This is a genomic window from Patescibacteria group bacterium (genome assembly GCA_024654625.1).
Classification (GTDB): Bacteria; Patescibacteriota; Minisyncoccia.
The window spans coordinates 1-17,418 of record JANLHB010000044.1 but is presented as its reverse complement, the minus strand read 5'-3'; the positions used below and the strand labels follow the sequence as shown (position 1 = coordinate 17,418).

Annotated in this window: 17 protein-coding genes; 11 read left to right on the top strand and 6 right to left on the bottom strand. The window is 39.0% G+C overall.

Annotation, left to right across the window (positions count from 1 at the left end):
- Positions 1–215 precede the first annotated feature (215 nt).
- The 5 genes from NUV40_04435 to NUV40_04415 all read left to right on the top strand — a co-directional run bounded on the left by NUV40_04435 (position 216) and on the right by NUV40_04415 (position 3,119).
- Complete coding sequence (locus NUV40_04435; protein ID MCR4343108.1) at positions 216–1,448, top strand: U32 family peptidase; 1,233 nt, start codon at positions 216–218, stop codon at positions 1,446–1,448.
- A gap of 58 nt (positions 1,449–1,506) precedes the next feature.
- The gene (locus NUV40_04430) at positions 1,507–2,016 is read left to right on the top strand and encodes a hypothetical protein (GenBank protein MCR4343107.1); all 510 of its coding nucleotides are present in this window, start codon (positions 1,507–1,509) and stop codon (positions 2,014–2,016) included.
- 1 nt (position 2,017) lies between these two features.
- On the top strand, positions 2,018–2,476 hold the full coding sequence (locus NUV40_04425) for a hypothetical protein (GenBank protein ID MCR4343106.1): 459 nt from the start codon (positions 2,018–2,020) through the stop codon (positions 2,474–2,476).
- Between the two features lies 1 nt (position 2,477).
- On the top strand, positions 2,478–2,816 hold the full coding sequence (locus NUV40_04420; GenBank protein ID MCR4343105.1) for a hypothetical protein: 339 nt from the start codon (positions 2,478–2,480) through the stop codon (positions 2,814–2,816).
- Positions 2,817–2,972: 156 nt separating this feature from the next.
- The gene (locus tag NUV40_04415; protein MCR4343104.1) at positions 2,973–3,119 is read left to right on the top strand and encodes a hypothetical protein; all 147 of its coding nucleotides are present in this window, start codon (positions 2,973–2,975) and stop codon (positions 3,117–3,119) included.
- A 117-nt stretch (positions 3,120–3,236) separates the two neighbouring features.
- Here the strand turns inward: NUV40_04415 and recG are convergent, their stop codons facing one another.
- The gene (recG, locus tag NUV40_04410; GenBank protein MCR4343103.1) at positions 3,237–5,453 is read right to left on the bottom strand and encodes an ATP-dependent DNA helicase RecG; all 2,217 of its coding nucleotides are present in this window, start codon (positions 5,451–5,453) and stop codon (positions 3,237–3,239) included.
- A gap of 75 nt (positions 5,454–5,528) precedes the next feature.
- On the opposite strand from recG, the gene NUV40_04405 reads away from it, so the two are divergent.
- The 3 genes from NUV40_04405 to NUV40_04395 all read left to right on the top strand — a co-directional run bounded on the left by NUV40_04405 (position 5,529) and on the right by NUV40_04395 (position 7,553).
- Positions 5,529–5,654, top strand: coding sequence for a hypothetical protein (locus NUV40_04405; GenBank protein MCR4343102.1), 126 nt, complete (start codon positions 5,529–5,531; stop codon positions 5,652–5,654).
- Positions 5,655–5,973: 319 nt separating this feature from the next.
- On the top strand, positions 5,974–6,585 hold the full coding sequence (locus NUV40_04400) for a site-2 protease family protein (GenBank protein ID MCR4343101.1): 612 nt from the start codon (positions 5,974–5,976) through the stop codon (positions 6,583–6,585).
- A gap of 83 nt (positions 6,586–6,668) precedes the next feature.
- Entirely contained in the window at positions 6,669–7,553 is an 885-nt protein-coding gene (locus NUV40_04395) for a deoxyribonuclease IV (protein ID MCR4343100.1), read from the top strand.
- Positions 7,554–7,821: 268 nt separating this feature from the next.
- Here NUV40_04395 and NUV40_04390 read toward each other — a convergent pair whose 3' ends face one another.
- The 4 genes from NUV40_04390 to NUV40_04375 form a co-directional block, all read right to left on the bottom strand.
- Positions 7,822–9,024: an endonuclease Q family protein gene (locus NUV40_04390; protein ID MCR4343099.1), complete on the bottom strand. Its 1,203-nt coding sequence runs from the start codon at positions 9,022–9,024 to the stop codon at positions 7,822–7,824.
- A gap of 65 nt (positions 9,025–9,089) precedes the next feature.
- The gene (locus NUV40_04385; protein MCR4343098.1) at positions 9,090–10,457 is read right to left on the bottom strand and encodes an MBL fold metallo-hydrolase; all 1,368 of its coding nucleotides are present in this window, start codon (positions 10,455–10,457) and stop codon (positions 9,090–9,092) included.
- Between the two features lie 307 nt (positions 10,458–10,764).
- Positions 10,765–11,244, bottom strand: coding sequence for a nucleoside-diphosphate kinase (gene ndk / locus NUV40_04380; protein MCR4343097.1), 480 nt, complete (start codon positions 11,242–11,244; stop codon positions 10,765–10,767).
- A 67-nt stretch (positions 11,245–11,311) separates the two neighbouring features.
- Positions 11,312–12,166 (bottom strand): MBL fold metallo-hydrolase, encoded by an 855-nt coding sequence (locus NUV40_04375; protein ID MCR4343096.1) that lies wholly within the window; start codon positions 12,164–12,166, stop codon positions 11,312–11,314.
- Between the two features lie 195 nt (positions 12,167–12,361).
- Between NUV40_04375 and clpP the strand changes: the two genes are divergently transcribed.
- Positions 12,362–12,955: an ATP-dependent Clp endopeptidase proteolytic subunit ClpP gene (gene clpP, locus NUV40_04370; protein MCR4343095.1), complete on the top strand. Its 594-nt coding sequence runs from the start codon at positions 12,362–12,364 to the stop codon at positions 12,953–12,955.
- Between the two features lie 38 nt (positions 12,956–12,993).
- Here clpP and gpmI read toward each other — a convergent pair whose 3' ends face one another.
- Positions 12,994–14,625 carry a 2,3-bisphosphoglycerate-independent phosphoglycerate mutase gene (gene gpmI, locus NUV40_04365; protein ID MCR4343094.1) on the bottom strand — a complete coding sequence of 544 codons (1,632 nt, stop codon included), beginning with the start codon at positions 14,623–14,625 and terminating at the stop codon, positions 12,994–12,996.
- Positions 14,626–14,808: 183 nt separating this feature from the next.
- Here gpmI and rny point away from each other — a divergent pair, with 183 nt between their 5' ends.
- A complete protein-coding gene (rny, locus tag NUV40_04360; protein ID MCR4343093.1) occupies positions 14,809–16,341 on the top strand; it encodes a ribonuclease Y in 1,533 nt (510 codons plus the stop codon).
- A 195-nt stretch (positions 16,342–16,536) separates the two neighbouring features.
- Positions 16,537–16,809, top strand: a complete 273-nt coding sequence (locus tag NUV40_04355) for an HU family DNA-binding protein (GenBank protein MCR4343092.1) — start codon at positions 16,537–16,539, stop codon at positions 16,807–16,809.
- Positions 16,810–17,418: the final 609 nt, after the last annotated feature.

Sequence of the window (17,418 nt, the reverse complement as noted above, 5' to 3'; positions counted from 1 at the left end):
CACTAAGATTTATGAGACCTCCGTGGTTCCAGATTCGTCGTGTACTACTGAAGAGTACACGACGCCCAGCACCCTTTAGTGGTGCTTAGGCGAGTCCTGGCAGGCACACATTTTTTCTTAAAGACTCGAGTGTGGTTTAAGATTAAAAAGGTGAGACCTTTTTATTTAAGACCTGCCTCACTTTATTTATTCCTATTTTGTGTTAAGTTCTTGTTATGAAGATAAATAAAAAACCGGAGATAGTTGCGCCGGCGGGCAGTTTTGAGAAACTTAAATATGCTTTTGAATACGGTGCGGACGCAGTGTATTGCGGGATACCTGACTTTTCTTTGCGAGCTAGGATAAATTATTTTGATACGGATGAGATGCTCGAAGGTATAAGATACGCGCATAACCTCGGCAAGAAAGTTTATGTAACGGTGAACATCTTTGCTCATAACGAGCATATTAAAAAGCTCCCTAAGTATCTTGAGATATTTAAAAAGGAATTACCCGACGCTTTCATCGCTTCTGACCCGGGTGTTATCGCGATGATAAAAGAAGTATTACCGAAGGCGAAGATCCACCTCTCCACTCAGGCAAACTGCACCAACTGGCGGGCCGCCAAGCTCTGGTATGACCTTGGAGTGAAGAGAGTTGTCCTTGCGCGTGAAGTCGGTTTGAAAGAGATTAAAGAGATAAGGAAAAATATTCCAGGTCTTGAGATAGAGTCCTTTGTGCATGGCGCGATGTGTATGGCGTATTCCGGAAGGTGTTTCTTGTCGGCGTGGCTTTCAGGGAGGTCTGCAAACTTAGGCGACTGTACTCAAGTCTGCCGATGGAAATATAATCTTGTTGAAGAGAAGAGAGATAACATCCACATACCACTGGAGGAAGACCAGCACGGGAGCTATATCTTGAATTCAAAAGATCTTTGTCTTATAGATTACGTGAAAGATTTAAGAGATGCCGGCGTTGATTCGTTTAAGATTGAAGGGCGGGCAAAGAGTGTGCACTACTTGGCCACGGTCGTGAAGTCTTATAAGAGCGTGATTGACGCGAATTTTTCCAAAGAGTCTATAAAAGAGGCAAAGAAAGAATTGAACAAAAATGTGAATAGAGAATATACGACAGGTTTTCTCTTGGGCAAAGATACTCCCAGTATGCAAAATATGGAGAATAGAAGCGTTGGTTCAGACTGGGAGTTTGCCGGAGAAGTTTTAGAGAAAGTTGAGAATGGCGTTGTCTTGAAAGTGCATAATATGCTTAAGGTTGGCGACAAGGCGGAGATAATCCAACCAAGAGGAGATTTGATAAAGATGAAAGTAAAAAATATCTTCAATAAGAAAAATGGCAAGAAGGCAGACTCTGTACACGGTGGGACGGAAGATTTATTTATCCTTGAAACAAAAGAAGATATTATGCCGATGAGTCTCTTGAGGAGGGAAAATAAAAATATTCACTGTTAACTCGTCTTTATCCACAAAATAAATAGCAGTATAAAATACATTTGGTATAATTATATCAATGGATTTACAGTTATTTTTAGTCTTTACTCATATTATTGGGACAATACTCGGCACAGGCGCTGCCACTTTTGCTGAGATTTTTTATCTTAAAGCAAAACGCGATGGCGTCTTTGAACCGCTTGAAGTTGATTATCTAAAGACTTCTTATTTTGTGTTGAGGGTAGGGTTGTTTATTCTTGTCCTCTCAGGCTTTGGTTTCCTAGTCACACTACGTCTTAATGAATTTGGCGATCCTCTCTTGGGAGTGAAGCTTTGGTCTAAACTTGCTATCGTCCTTATCATTACAGCTAACGCTTTCCTTATACAAGCGAGAAAGATGCCTATGTGGCTAGGGTCTGCCATCTCTATCACTTCTTGGTATACGGCCACCATCTTAGGTCTCTGGAGAGGTATACCATATTCATTTGGGCAGATCGCGGTCTTCTACCTCCTCTCTATTTTTATAGTTTCTTATATCCTTCATGTGATAGATAAAAGAATTTTAAAATCAGTAACAATAAAAAAATAAAATGAGTACTTCACTTTCAATTTTCCTTGCTGTTCATGTCCTTATAGGAGTGCTTGGCGTATTTCTCTTTGGCGGTGTTTCTTTGGGACTTCTCAAGAAGAAGGTTTCTGTAAAAATGCTTAAGGTATTCTCGATTGGAGGTTTGATCTCTTACCTAACAGCATGGGCTTTAGGTGGGCATTATTATATTGTTCATTACGGAAGCAAAGTGAAGCCGATTATTAAAGCCGGAGATATGCCGTGGGCGCATTCTATTGTGATGGAAGCCAAAGAACATGTTTTCCTTTTCCTTCCATTTCTGGCGACTGTATCCGTGGTCTCAATATTCGCTTTAGGTGGGAGTATGGATGAGATGCCCAAGTTTAAAAGAGCGGTAATGCTCGTGTCTTTAATGGCTTTTATTATAGGAATATTAATGGCGCTGGCCGGTATTATAATCTCCGGAGCGGCAACAATCTAATATGTTAGAAAAAAAATTAAAAATTATCGCTTCGTTTACAATAGCCGCCATTATTACGATTTTGTTCATCACCTTTGCCACTATTTTTGGTGAATTTAATAAACCGTTTAAAAATTGGTTGGCCCTCACTTTCGGTCATCATTGGGTTGGTAAAGGGGTGATAGCTGTAGTTATATTCTTCGTAGTCGTTGTGTTGCACTGGGTCGCTTCGCTTAAGATGCACCCCATCGCGATTGATACAAAGGTAAGAAGACTCCTGCTTGTGTTGTTTGCTACCTCAATCCTTTCAACCCTTACTATCATTGGATTTTTCGTTCTCCACTTTATGAAGGTTTTCTAAGAAAAATTTTCTAGTTTGATAACTTCTTGATAATTCAGAAAAATAAAAAACCGCCATATGTGTGTGGACATTACCGAGATCCTATTGACACTTTGTTGTGAGGATGATATATTATTATATAATAATGCCTTTATAATAAAAAAGGGAGGGATAATAATGAAGAGAGAGAAAAAAGGGTGGATTTTTAGATGGGGTGTACTCGGGGAGTGCTGTTCTTTCTACTACACGAGGAAAGGAAAGACCATCGAGGTTCAGTTTTTTGTGGAGAAAGGGAAAATGGTATTCAGGAGATTTCCTGTCTGACGGGAAATCTGGCCATTGGTAAAGGGCACGACCTTTTGGTACGGCCCTTTTTAATTATCTAATTTTTGTAAACAACGCTTGGTTTTCTTACAACTGGTGATGCACATTTTTACTTTCTTATTCAAAATGGATTTCGGTTTTTTGGTTTGTTATCCTTTCTTTAATGAGCGGGTATTTTTCTAGTTCAGGGTCCTCTTTTATTATTCTCTGAGATTCTTCACGCGCCGCTTCTACCATTTTTATATTCTTTATCGCTTCCATGCCGATGTCTGAGATACCCCATTGTTTGCCCCCACCGAGCTCTCCCGGACCACGAAGGGATAAGTCATACTCAGCCAGCTCAAAACCGTTTTTAGACGTCTTTAGGGCTTTTAAACGCTCTGTTGTGGTCTTAGATTTGGAATCTGTAAAGACAAAACAATACGCTTGATGATTGCTCCTCAATACCCTCCCTCTCAGTTGGTGGAGTTGAGCTAGCCCAAATCTATCTGCTCCTTCTATTATTATAATAGTCGCATTTGGCACATTGACTCCAACTTCCACAACGGATGTGGCGACAAGTATGTCAATCTCTCCGTTTGAGAATTTCTGCATTATTTCTTCTTTCTCTTTTGGTTTTAGTTTACTGTGGAGTATTCCTATTTCAAATTCTTGGAAAATATCCTTCTTAAGGCGAACAGCTTCCTCTTTTACTGATTTGACATTAAGAGAAAGCGCTTTGTCCCTAAGCGCATTCGCGCCGGGCGAACCGCCATCGGCGGTATTAGCCAGGTCGGGCTCGCCTGCCTCGGCAGGCAGGTCTATCCTTGGACAGATCACATATACTTGTCTACCATTTTTCAGTTCATCGCGGATTTTTGCATAAGTTCCGGTTCTGTTTACCGGAGAGACTATCTCTGTGATGATCTGCTTCCTGCCAGGCGGCATCTCGTCAAGTATCGTCAGGTCTAAGTCGCTATAGATGGTGAGGGCAAGGGTGCGAGGGATAGGTGTGGCGGTCATAGATAGAAGGTGGGGTGTGACTTCAGCTTTATCGCGAGCAAGTTTCGCTCGTTGAGCGGTGCCAAAGCGATGTTGCTCGTCTATTATCATAAGGGCCGGATTTTTGAGTTTAACCCCTTTTTGGATTAAGGAATGCGTGCCAATCAAAATAGGGACACTGCCGTCCTTTACCCACTTTAGGAGTTGAGTCCGTGATATGTGAGTTGAGTCTTTAGGGTTAGACTTGGAAGGGAATTTCCGGCACTCGCTTCCGGTGATGAGACCAACTTGCGCCCAGACCCCTAGGTGCTTGAAGTAGTCGGTAAAGTTCTTAAAAAGTTGCTGAGCCAGGATCTCAGTCGGCGCCATATAGGCGACTTGAAATCCTGATTCTACCACAGCATAAGAAGCAGTCACTGCTATCAGTGTCTTGCCAGAGCCGACATCTCCTTCAAGAAGGCGCGCCATCGGTTTATCTTTCTTTAGGTCTTCGGTGATTTGCTTTATAGCTTTTAGCTGACCATTTGTCGGTTTAAAAGGAAATTTATTTAAGAATTCGTCTATGTCTTCTTGTTTTGTATCTATGATTATAGATTTATCTTTATCATGAATTGCTCTCGCTCTAAGGTGAGAGAGTTGTATAAAAAAAATTTCTTCAAATGCGAACCTTTTTCTTGCTACGCGAGCATCTTTTTCGTTTTTAGGAGTATGTATATAAACAAGAGATTTTTCAAGAGACGGCAGTTTATATTTTTTTAAAATTTCTGTCGGAATAGGATCACTAATCTCTTTATGCGCACCACTTCTTAAAATCTTCAATATAGAATGATGTAGCCATTTAGATGATACGCCCCTGCTCTCGGGATATATGGGTATTAGCAAGGTTTTCTCCACTGTTTCTTTGTCGGAGAATAGATTTTTTCTATTGTTTAGGTCAGATGATAATTTGTCTTGCGAGGAAAAATCAGGATTAGCTAAATACGCGCCATTCTTCCCTTGTGTTATTTTACCGGAAAGGCAAGTAAAAGACCCTTCTTTTAACATATTTACTATATATGGCTGGTGAAACCATGTAGCCTTTATCTTCCCTGTTTCATCTTCAATAGTTGCTTCCGTCAGAGAGAATCTTTTTTTAAAGGCTCTGTTCTTTTTTATATTTGTTATCTTCCCGCATATTGTCGCCACTTCGCCGGGTATTGCCTCTGTAATCAGTTTGGTTTCTATAAGCTCGCCGTATCTGGAGGGAATGTGGCGGAGTAAATTTTCTACAGTTTTTATATTGAGTTTGCCGAGCGCCTTTTTTTGAGTTTCTTTAAGGCGAAATATCTCGTCAATTGGTGAGTCTAGTTGCATAGTATAATTTAAAGTGTATATTAAAAAGAGAGATAAACCAATGGTTGCCTATTTTTTATAAAAGGAGGTTATCGTATGTGGGAGAAAATATTTTGGATAATATTTATCGGTGCTCTTTCTGTACTATTCTTAGCGATGTGCTTTTCCCCTCATTTTGCGGGAAAGGTGAGAGATTACAATCTTCCAGATAAGGAAGAATAAAATTAAAGGAAATACCAAATTTAAATCCCCGCCGCTCGCAAGTGGTGGGGATTTTTTTATTATTTTTATTTTGAGATTTTAGTAGCGATTTTTTCTACTAGGTGCTTGCCTCTCTTAAGACAGTTAGTGCATATTTTTACTCTTTTTCCTGAGATGAGGGTAGCCCATTGGAGGTTAGGGTAACGTCTTTTTTTGCCGGTAGGGTTAAATTGAGTAGCACGAACACGGTTGCTGTAGCCGCCACCCATTTGTGAACCCTTTTCGCAAATTGGACAAACTTTTGTCATGATGTTTTTTATGTTAGCATAAAAGGATTATTATGCAAGCAGATTTTATCTTTGTTATAGCTATCCTCATAATGTCAGTCGTTATACATGAAGTATCTCATGGCTATGTTGCCGGTATGTTGGGAGATCCGACGGCTAAACTTGCCGGTCGTTTAACCTTAAACCCACTTAAGCATCTGGATTTTATGGGGTCAATTGTTGTACCTACTGTTACTTTTCTTTTGGGTGGTATTATCTTTGGCTGGGCTAAGCCTGTGCCTTATAATCCTTATAATCTAAAAAATCAAAAATGGGGTCCGGCTTTGGTGGGGCTTGCCGGTCCTTTCTCTAATATATCAGTCGCTCTGTTTTTTGGTATTTTGATTCGGTTAAATGCGGGATTTTTATCGTTAGCATTTATAGAAATAGCCGGATATGTGGTGTTTATAAACCTTATATTGGCAATATTTAATTTAATCCCTATCCCGCCACTTGATGGTTCAAAAGTCCTTTTTGCTCTCATTCCATACAAATATAGCTATATTCAAGCTAAAATGGAGAAATACGGTCTTATTTTACTTATCTTTTTCATTTTCTTTCTTTTTAGTTTTATGTTTCCTGTAATTTCCATATTATTTCAGATTATTACAGGTTTTTCTCTGTAGTGATTGTGCAATCCGCCACGGCGGATTGCACAAATTGCGGTTTACAAAATAGTGTGTAGGGATGGTAAATTATAATTAAGATTATGAATAATAAGGTTTATAAAGAGCAGAAAGATATTCAGTTTCCAGTTGGGGCGCATTTTTCTATCGCTAAGGGGTATAAGACTGCCTTTTCTGACGCTGTTTCAGTGGGCGCTTCGGCTATCCAGATTTTTTCTAAAAATCCGATGGCGGCAAAATTCAGGAAGGTGACGGAAAAAGAATCGGAAGAGGTTAAAGAATTTAAAAGCAAAAATAATATAAAATACGCGGTAATTCACGCTTCATATCTATTGAATTTTGCCCGTCCTCTTGAAGAGAATTCTTTCCCCATGAAGTCTTTGGCGGAAGACCTGTGTAACGCCGACAAGCTTGGGGCCGAAGGGGTGGTTCTCCACTCCGGTAAAAGTCTTACTATGGATAAGGGTGAAGCGGAAGATAACTTTGTGGCTAATATAAAAATAGTTCTTGAGAAAACAGCTGGCTTAAAGGCAAAAATTATTATAGAAAATACCGCCAGCCAAGGGACAGAGATGGGTTTCCTTTTGCCTGATTTAGAAAGAGTGTTTAAAAAACTCGGCAAAGATAAAAGAGTAAAGTTCTGCTTTGACACGGCTCACGCTTATGGCGCCGGTTATGACTTGTGGAATACTAAATCAGCAGAAAAAGTGGCAGAAGAGATTGATAAGACTATTGGCATTAAAAATATAGCCTGTATCCATCTTAATGATTCTAAAAAAGAGCTTGGCTCAAGAGTAGACAGGCATGAGGATATCGGCCATGGCACTATCGGCAAAGAAGGGCTTAAGTCTTTTATAAAAGCCATTTTCAAGAAGTCAGATAAACCAGTTCCACTTATCCTTGAAACTCCGCAAGATTTTGAGTCTTATCTAGACCAGATAAAGAAAGTGAAGAATTGGGTAATTTAACAAAAAATTAGAAGTTATCCACAACCGCTCTTTTCATATTCTCCAATTGGTTTAAAATTAAATTGGAGTTTAAAAATAGGGATTCGACGCAAGGCGATGCCACATAACCTCATCTCAAAAAAAGGAGGCAAACCCATTCGCGTTGCACCTTGCGTCGTTTCCCGACCACAAATTAAAGTTCCTTAAAAAATATTATATTACCTCGTACACAAAGGCCTTCCCAACAGAAGGCCTATTTTTTTACTTGGACATCCGATACCCAAGTAGATTAAGATATTGAGATTTTGCCGAACTCTCCGTCGTATCCGGGTTCTATTTTTACTTTGCCTTTTCTTACTTTATCTATGGCGGTTGCTATCTCTCTTCCGCCAACTCTTTCTATCTCTTTGGCGGGATCATTAAGGAGGATATGAAATTCGTTTCCGAGAGATTCAATCAATTTTTTATAAATATCAGTCACCTTTTTAGATTTCACGCCGACTTTTTCAATCGTAGAGATAATTTCAGCAAGAGGTATAGTGTTTTTGTAAGGAATTGCTTTGGCGGGTTTCTTATTTGGTTTCCTGTCGGCTAGCTCATTTATACGGTGAAGCACTCCAATGGTCATCTCCTTGCCGCAAGCCGGGCATATATTACTCGTGGCTAAAGTCGGATCTATGGATACATTACAATTCCTATGACCATCATAGTGATATTTTCCCTCTTCCGGGAAAAATTCTATGGTAGATAAAAATTTTTTCTTATCTTTGCTTTTTATAGCGTTCATTATGCCGTCATATGAAAGTTCGGTATCAAAGATATTGGCCTCCCTGCCTATCTTTTGAAGAGAGTGAGCGTCAGAGTTTGAAATAAGAGAGATATTATCAAGAGAAGATAATCGCCAATTCATCTTTGGATCTGAAGAGAGGCCGGTCTCAATGGCAAAGATTTCGCCTGACATTTCCTCAAAACATTCTTCAATAGAGTCAAAGCCGGACATCGCGCCGAAGATTGAGAACCACGGCGTCCAAGCATGAGCCGGTATCAGGATGGACCCCTTGTCTGCTTTCATAATAATCTTTAAAAGTTCTTTTGAATCAAGCCCAAGTATCGGCCTGCCATCTGACTTTAAGTTTCCTATTTTTGATAATTCTTTATTTATTTTCTCGGCTGATTCTATGCTTGGAGTGAATATAAGATTATGTATCTTTCGCACTTTATCGCCCTTTTTATATATACTGGATATCTCTGTGCCTAATATAAAACGAGTTTGAATTGGAAAATCCCGAGGCTTCCTTTTTTCCAGAACGGTCATAGAGGGAAATTCTTCCAGAGAGGAAGTCTCGGGATTTTTTAGGGTAAAAAGTCCTGGTTCCGCAGGGATTAATTCTTTCTTTATGCTTTTGATCCAAGCTGGGTGAGTAAAGTCGCCTGTTGATATGACATTAATCCCTTTTTTCTTTGCATAGAGCGCTATGTTTGGCAAAGTCATATCTTGTGAGACGGCTCGTGAGTATTTTGAATGGATATGAAGATCGGCGATTATTCGCATATTATTTATGGGACAAGTACGACAGAATCGCCATTTTGTGGAGATGTGGCATTGATGTTGAAGTTGTCTCGTATTTTTTGCACAAGGCTAAGAGATGCTTTCGGTTCACCTTGTGTGACAAAAACTTTTTGAAGCGTGTTTGCGCTATTTTCCACAAAGGCCATTAGGCCGTTTACGTCTGCGTGCGCAGAATAACCGCTCAAGCTTAGAATCTTTGCTTTTATAGCTATTTCCATTCCGAAAATATTTATAGACTTAGCGCCGTCTTGAAGCCTTCTCCCCAGAGAGTTTACTGCTTGGTACCCGGCGATAATAAGAGTATTTCTTTTGTCTCCAAGATATAATTTTTCATGGTGGATTATTCTTCCGCCGTTTGACATGCCAGAGCCGGCAATGATTATCTTTGGCGCCGGTATGTTATTTATAGATTTTGATTCTTGAGAAGATTCCGTGAATCTGAGTCCGGGAAATTTAAAAACATCATCTCCTGAATTTATGATGTATTTCGCTTCTTTATTGTAATACTTTTCATAATGCCTATAGATATCAGTCGCTTTTATCGCAAGCGGAGAGTCCAGGAAGATAGGGACTCGCGGAATTCTTTTGTGTTCAACAAGCTCGTTTATTTCAAAAAGGAGCTCCTGTGTTCTTTCAAGAGAAAAGGCTGGTATTAGAAGCACTCCTCCTGCGCTTACTGTATCCTCAATGGCTCTTTCCAGTTTTAATTTGCGGTAATCTCTCTCTTCGTGTTCTCTGTCTCCATAAGTGCTTTCTATTATTAAGAAATCAGCTCCCTCTATAGCGTCAGTCTTTCTTAAAAGCGGCGCAGGTGAGTTTCCAAGATCGCCTGAGAATACTATCTTTTTGCCATCGGAATAAAATTCAATGATGCTTGAACCGAGTATGTGTCCTGCGTCTTTTAAAATTATTTCAAGATTGCCGATAGGTGTTTTTTTATAATATTCAATACTCTCCCACTTGCTAAGGGCGTTTGATATGTCTTTATCTCCGTAAGGCGGTTTTGTGTTTTCATGTATTGCCTCATGCTCCATTATAGAGAGAGCATCTTCAAGCATAAGTTTTGCCAACTCGCGAGTGGCCGGCGTAGAGAATATATTCCCTTTAAAGCCGTCTTTAACAAGAACCGGTATCCTGCCTATATGGTCCATATGGGCATGAGTGACAATAAGAGCATCTACTTCCTTAGGGTTATATTCAAAAGGAGCGCTATTTTTCTCTTCTCTGTCTTTTGACCCCTGAAACATTCCGCAATCTATAAGTATTTTAGTGTTCTCTTTTCCTGATTTATGCTCAAGAAGATAGTTTGCGCCAGTCACCTCTTGACCTCCTCCGTAGAAATGAAGTTTTAACATAATTTTATTTTAGCAGAAATCAAGATTAATACCAAAAAATAACACAAACATTATATAATTAATGATATAAATTTATTTAGATTGGATAAATAAAAATCCCGCATAAATGGGGGATTTTTAGCGGTCATTTGAGAAGTGAACTCCTAGTGTGTTTCCAAGTGGGTGGAAGCATGTAGCGCCAAGGCGTTATATGACTGATCCTCCCGAAAACAATTATTTGATCTAGAAGTTTATGTTCTCAAACAACCTATTATTATTATAATTCTATCGCGAAAAAAATTCAAGCCGAATTTTTTACTTAGAATAGTTATTTTATCTCATCTTTTGAATAGAGAAAATTGAAATCTATTTTCTGATAGTTAAACAATTCGTCATCTTTAAAGAATCTTTTAACCTCTTCTTCGGCTGTCTCTGTGGAGTCTGAGGCGTGTACAAGATTTGACTGCATACTCATTGAGAAATCTCCTCTGATACTGCCGGCTCCCGCTTCATATCCTTTTGTCGGGCCGACGATTATTCTTGTCGTTGATACTGCGTTTATACCGGAGAGTACCATTATAACTACCGGGCTGGATTTCATATATCTTTTTATCTCAGCAAAGAAGGGCTTGTCTTTATGATGGCAATAATGCTCTTCAAGTATTGCATCTTCAAGTTGGATCATCTTCATACCGATGATTTTTAAACCCTTTCTTTCAAAGCGGCGTATCACTTCACCTAAAAGGTTTCTCTGCAATGTATCAGGCTTCATTATTATTAATGTTTTTTCTTCTTTTGTAGTTTCCATATAAAAATTATTGTATCCTTTTTGGTTTAATTTGCAACTCATTGTCTCTGAAATAACGAGTTCTAAATTATTTGACATATAACCTAGAGCCATTGCTTTTTATTTGTATTGTGCTGATTTCGTCAGTGCGGAGTATCGGTATGTCAAAGTCTTTCAATCTTTCAATTACTTCTTTGTGCGGGTGGCCATAAGTATTATCTTTACCAGCGGATATTATTGCGTAACTTGGATTAGTATATCCTAAGAATATTTCCGAGCTTGATGTTTTGGACCCGTGGTGTCCGACTTTTAATACGTCAGTTTTAAGATTATCTTGATATGCGGAAGCAAGGTAATTTTCTATTTTTTGCGGCGAGTCGGCGGTGAAGAGAAAAGAATTTTCTCCATAAATAAGCCGCGCCACTATTGAAGCATCATTAGTATCCCAACCCTCTACGTCTTGGTTTGGGAATAATATTTCCAAGTAAGCATTTTTATCAAGATTTATCTTCATCCTTTGTCTGGCTTGGATTGTCTGGATATCCTTTTCATTGATGACTTTTTTGAATTCTTTATAGACGTTTGTGTCAGAAGAGACCCCGGGTTCCATCACTAGGTTTACGTCAAAATTTTTTATAACTTCCGGCAGTCCGCCTATGTGATCGGCATCTGGGTGGGTAGCTATCACTATATCAATAGATTTATCATAAAATGGCATTATTTCCCCCAATTCTTCAAGAATTTTTTTATTTTTCCCTCCGTCTATCAGCACTTGATTGCCATTAGGCGTTTCTATGAAGATGGCATCGCCTTGTCCGATGTCCAAGAATGAGACGAGTAATTCGTAGCGCGTTTCGGCGTATACGGCATACCAGACAAAAAACGTGGCTACTAAAAGTATTCCAAGGAAATAGTATTTAAAGTTCTTCTTCAAAATTTGCATTGGCCTAATTATATCATGCGAGGTTAATTTTAATCTTATGTGCAACACTCAGTGTTGCACATTTTACAGACTTTTCTAAACGGTTCACTCCGCCACGGAGTGAACCGTTTAAATCTATGTCAATGTGGCAGGTTGACGAGGTGCTTGGGGGGGGTAAGTATTTGACACTCATTTTAAAACTGTTATTCTAATGTTATGTTAATACCAACTGTTATAGAAAAATCACAATTTGGCGAGAGGGCTTACGACATCTATTCTCGCCTATTAAAAGAGAGGATTATCTTCTTAGCCGGACCTATAAATGACGCTGTGGCCAACACTGTCGTGGCGCAACTTTTGTTCCTTGAATCGGAAGATCCTAAGAAAGATATAAATCTTTATATCAATTCACCCGGAGGTTCTGTTTCCGCCGGACTTGCCATCTATGACACGATGCAACATATAAAATGCGATGTCTCAACAATAGGACTCGGTATCGCCGCTTCAATGGGCGCAACACTTCTTATTGCCGGCGCAAAAGGAAAGCGCTTTATCCTTCCTAATGCGGAGGTGATGCTCCATCAGGTTATGGGCGGAGCAGAAGGGCAGGCTGTTGATGTTGAAATTCAGGCAAGGCAGATTCTTAAAGTAAAAGAGAGGATTAATCAGCTTCTATCGAAGCATACCGGTCAGCCGATTTCAAAGATAGAGAAAGACACTGATCGTGATTTCTATATGAGAGCCGAAGAGGCTCTTGCTTATGGAGTTGTTGATAAAATTATTAAGCCAAAATCTTCAAATAATAAATGAGTTTAAAAAATCCGTTCGCCGGTCGGCGAACGGATTTTTTAAACTGTAGAGGACAGTTTTTTTAGTAAACTGTTCCCTGTCATCTCGGAAGGTTTTTCTATTGAAAGCAGATTTAAGATTGTTGGAGCGACATCTATCAGTATTCCGTCCGTTCTTTTGTATTTTTCTTTTATTTCTTCTTGCGAGAGCGGATTATTTTTTTTAAAATCTTTTCCTATCAGGTAGAAAGGCACAGAGTTTGTTGTATGTTTTGTTCTTTTTTCACCGGTTAATTTGTAGATTTTTTCTTCGGCATTGCCGTGATCGCCGGTTATTATAATGACTCCGCCTATATCTTCTATAGCTTTTGCGACTCGTCCGACTTCCCTGTCAAGTGTTTCCATCGCTTTGATAGTAGCTTCAAAATTGCCGGTATGTCCGACCATATCAGCATTGGCAAAGTTTGCCAGGATGAAATCATATTTTGTGATATTCTCTATAATCGTATCGGCCACCTTATCGGCTGACATTTCAGGCTTGAGTTCAAAACTCGTTGTTTCGGGGGAATTTATAAGTATTCTATTTTCCATTGGAAAAGGCTCTTCCTTTCCGCCATTGAAAAAATAGGTTACATGGGCGTATTTTTCCGTTTCAGCAATATGAATTTGGCTTAATCCTGCATCTGATATCGCTCTTGCCAATGGATACTTATTTTCTATCGGCGGGAAAATGACTGGTAAATTAAAATTTTTATTATATTCCGTCATTGTTGCAAAAAAAAGATTACTAAGATCTTTTCTGGCGAATTTGTCAAAGCTTTTGATTGTAAAAGCTTCAGTGAGTTGCCTGACGCTGTCTTCTCTGAAGTTAAAAAATATGACTGCGTCATTGTCTTTAATTCTGCTATACTCACATGACGATTCATCTTCAGTCTCCAGGCAGGCGGGTCCTATAGATTCATCGGTTATTCCTTTTTCATAATTTTCATTGATGTATGAAGATGCCGATTTAAACTTATCTCCTCTCCCTTCCACAAATAAATTATAAGCCAATTCTGTCTTCTCCCAGTCTCCATCGCGGTCCATTGAATATTTTCTCCCTATTACAGAGGCAATTTTAGCAAAAGGATATTGTTTCTCTATATGGTATTCAAGCTCTTTAAAAAATGAGGAACCTTCTTTTAGTGAGGCGTCTCTTCCGTCAGAGAAAAGGTGCAAGAAAACTCGTTTTATATTTTTTTGCTTAGCGTAATCCAGGAGCGCGTATAAATGGGAAGCATGAGCGTGCACCGAGCCTGATGAAAAAAGTCCCATAAAATGCAAGTTCGTTTTTTTGTCTTCAGGCTGGTTCTCTATATGAGAGACAGCTTTCTTTAGGACTTCATTTTTGAATAAGGATCCGTCATCTATGGCTACTGAAATACGCGGCAAGTGGGTGTAGATGATCTTGCCTGACCCCATTGTCAAGTGGCCGACCTCGCTGTTTCCGGGTTCGTTCCACGGCAGACCTACGGCAGTGCCCGATGCTTGCAACACGGCAAACGGATAATCTCTCTCTACTTCTATGAAGAATGGATGCAGAGCTAATTCCCATGGAGATTCAATGATGTTTGAGCCGACGCCGAAGCCGTCCATTACTATAAGGACTACAGGTTTATATCTTTTGTTTTGATCAGGTATTGGCATTTCCATATTGTTTCTTAAAATATATCATTTTTGGCATAATCTTGCTAATTGATATATGTCGTGATATTGTTAGAATATTGAATACTTATTATTTAACAGTTAACTTTGTATTAAATTCGTTTATTTTTATGTCTATTTATATGAAAAATACAGTATTAATGGAAAATACGAATAAAATACTAAAAATTTATGATATCTTTAAAACTACTGATGGTATTGGCGGGCATTTCCGCTATCATGGGGGTTGGTTTAGGTTACTTTTTAAGGTACTTGATCGCTCTTGGAGAAAAGACTTCCTCCGAAACTAAAGTTAAACAACTTCTTTTAGACGCTAAGACTAAAGCTCAAGAAACTCTTGATGAAGCCAAGAGTAAGGCTGACGCGCTTATAGAATCTGCTAAAAATGAAGAGAAGACAGCCCTTGCTCAAGTCAGAAAGATGGAAGAGAGAATTATAAAAAGAGAAGAGCAGGCGGAAAAGAGGCACACTGTTCTTGAGACTGAGGCAGAAGAGATAAAAGAGAAAGTAAAAAAGATAAATAAAATCAAGGAAGATATTGATAAGCTGGAAGAGGAAAAAAGGAAAGAATTGGAGAAGATAGCCTCTTTGACTGAAGAAGATGCCAAAGAACAGCTTTTGAAAAATATTGAAAAGAAGTATGAAGAGGATTTATTAATAAGAATAAGAAAACTTGAAATTTCAGGCAAGGAAGAGCTTGAGAGAAAAGCTAAAGATATTCTTTCAAGTATTATCCAAAGACTTTCTTCGTCAACCGCTTCTGAGGTTACCACAACAAGCGTTCCTATCCCGTCTGATGATATTAAAGGAAAAATCATCGGTAAAGAAGGTCGTAATATTAGAGCTTTTGAAGCCGCAGCCGGTATTGAGGTTATAGTTGATGATACTCCGGGCACGGTGATTATTTCCGGTTTTGACCCTGTCCGAAGGCATATTGCCAAAACTGCTCTTGAGAGCTTGATCCTTGACGGGCGCATACAGCCTGCGCGTATAGAAGAAATGGTAGAAAACGCCCGCAGGGAGATAGACAAGATAATAAGAGAAAAAGGCGAACAGGCGGCTTATGAAGCGGGTGTCTTTGGAATTGACCCAAGACTATTGTCTGTACTGGGGAGACTTCATTTTAGAACAAGCTATGGGCAAAATGTCTTGCGTCATTCTATAGAGATAGCTCATTTGGCAGGTATGCTCGCTGAAGAATTGGGCGCTAATGTGGCAATAGCCAAAAAAGGAGCGCTTTTCCATGATATAGGCAAGGCTATGGACCATGAAGTTCAAGGTACTCATGTTGAAATAGGAAAACGTATCTTGCAGAAATTTAATATAGAGGAAGATGTTATTAAAGCTATGCAGGCTCATCATGGAGAGTATCCTTACGAAACGCTTGAATCTATCATTGTCCAGACCGCCGACGCTATATCAGGGGCAAGACCGGGTGCAAGGCGTGATACATTAGAAAATTATCTAAAGAGACTTGGAGACCTTGAGAGTATCGCTAACTCTTTCTCGGGCGTTGAGAAATCTTATGCCATACAGGCAGGCAGGGAGATTAGAATTTTCGTTAATCCTCAGGATGTTAGCGATATAGAGGCGCATAAAATGGCTCGTGATATAGCTGATAGGGTTGAAAATGAATTAAAATACCCGGGCGAAATTAAAGTCCACGTAGTCAGAGAGACAAAAGTTATTGAATATGCCAGGTAAAGTCTTCATGACCTGGTAATAAAATGGTATTCCCCACCTGCTATTGCTTGAAATGTGGCTTAATATATAATTATATTGTAAGAAATTAGGTCGAAATTATTAAGATTATTTTTATTAATTTATCGGTATTTTAGGTTAATTAGAAAGAATTTGTTTTCTAACAACTTGATGGCCGATAATATAAGAGTTAAATATATGAATAAAGCAGGTATTGTAGAGATTGTTCATGAGAAATTGGGTGGCACAAAAACACAATCTGAAGATATCGTAGACACAATAATCAATTCAATTATTGATTCGCTTAAGAAAGGAGACGAGGTTTCAATCGCAGGTCTTGGTATCTTTTCTGTAAAGAAAAGAGACGCAAGGACTGCAAGGAATCCTAGAACAGGAGAAACAGTACAGGTTGCCGCTATGAAAGTTCCAAAGTTTAGAGCCGCTAAGGCCCTAAAAGACGCGGTAAAATAACATTTTTCTGCCCTGACACTAATTTTTCAATACTATATATAAAACCATTGCAATGGTTTTCTAATAAAATTTTATTTATTAGTAAAACTTTATTTAGTTGAAATTAGTGTGGGGTAAACTAGAAATACAAAAATCCCTCGCCGGTCGGCAAGGGATTTTTGTATAAGTTTCACGACCAATAACCGATAGTTGTAAGTTCTTTGAAAAATTCAGCAGGATTCATTTTCCTACACCCACAGTAATAACTCCATCAGAACCATTTCCATAATGAAAGTAAGTTCCGTCGGGCGCTGTAACTCCGTCCGAATTTTCTATGAGTGGATTCGGAAAACTTTCTAAAGAATATACAAGCATATACCATTGTTTGTCTCCACCATAACTACGCGAATAATAATAGTAAGCGCCACGTGGCCAATTATTTTGATTGATCGGATCTACTGGGTCTGAGGCGATAAAGCCAGAAAGATCAGTGGTGCTGTCTCTAAGCCAGCGTCCGTCTGAAAGACACTGTGGTCAGTTCAACAAGTAAGTGCAACACTTTGATTAAACAGATAATATCAAAGTGTTATGAAATACAAGCATTTAACGATTGAGGAAAGGGAAAAAATA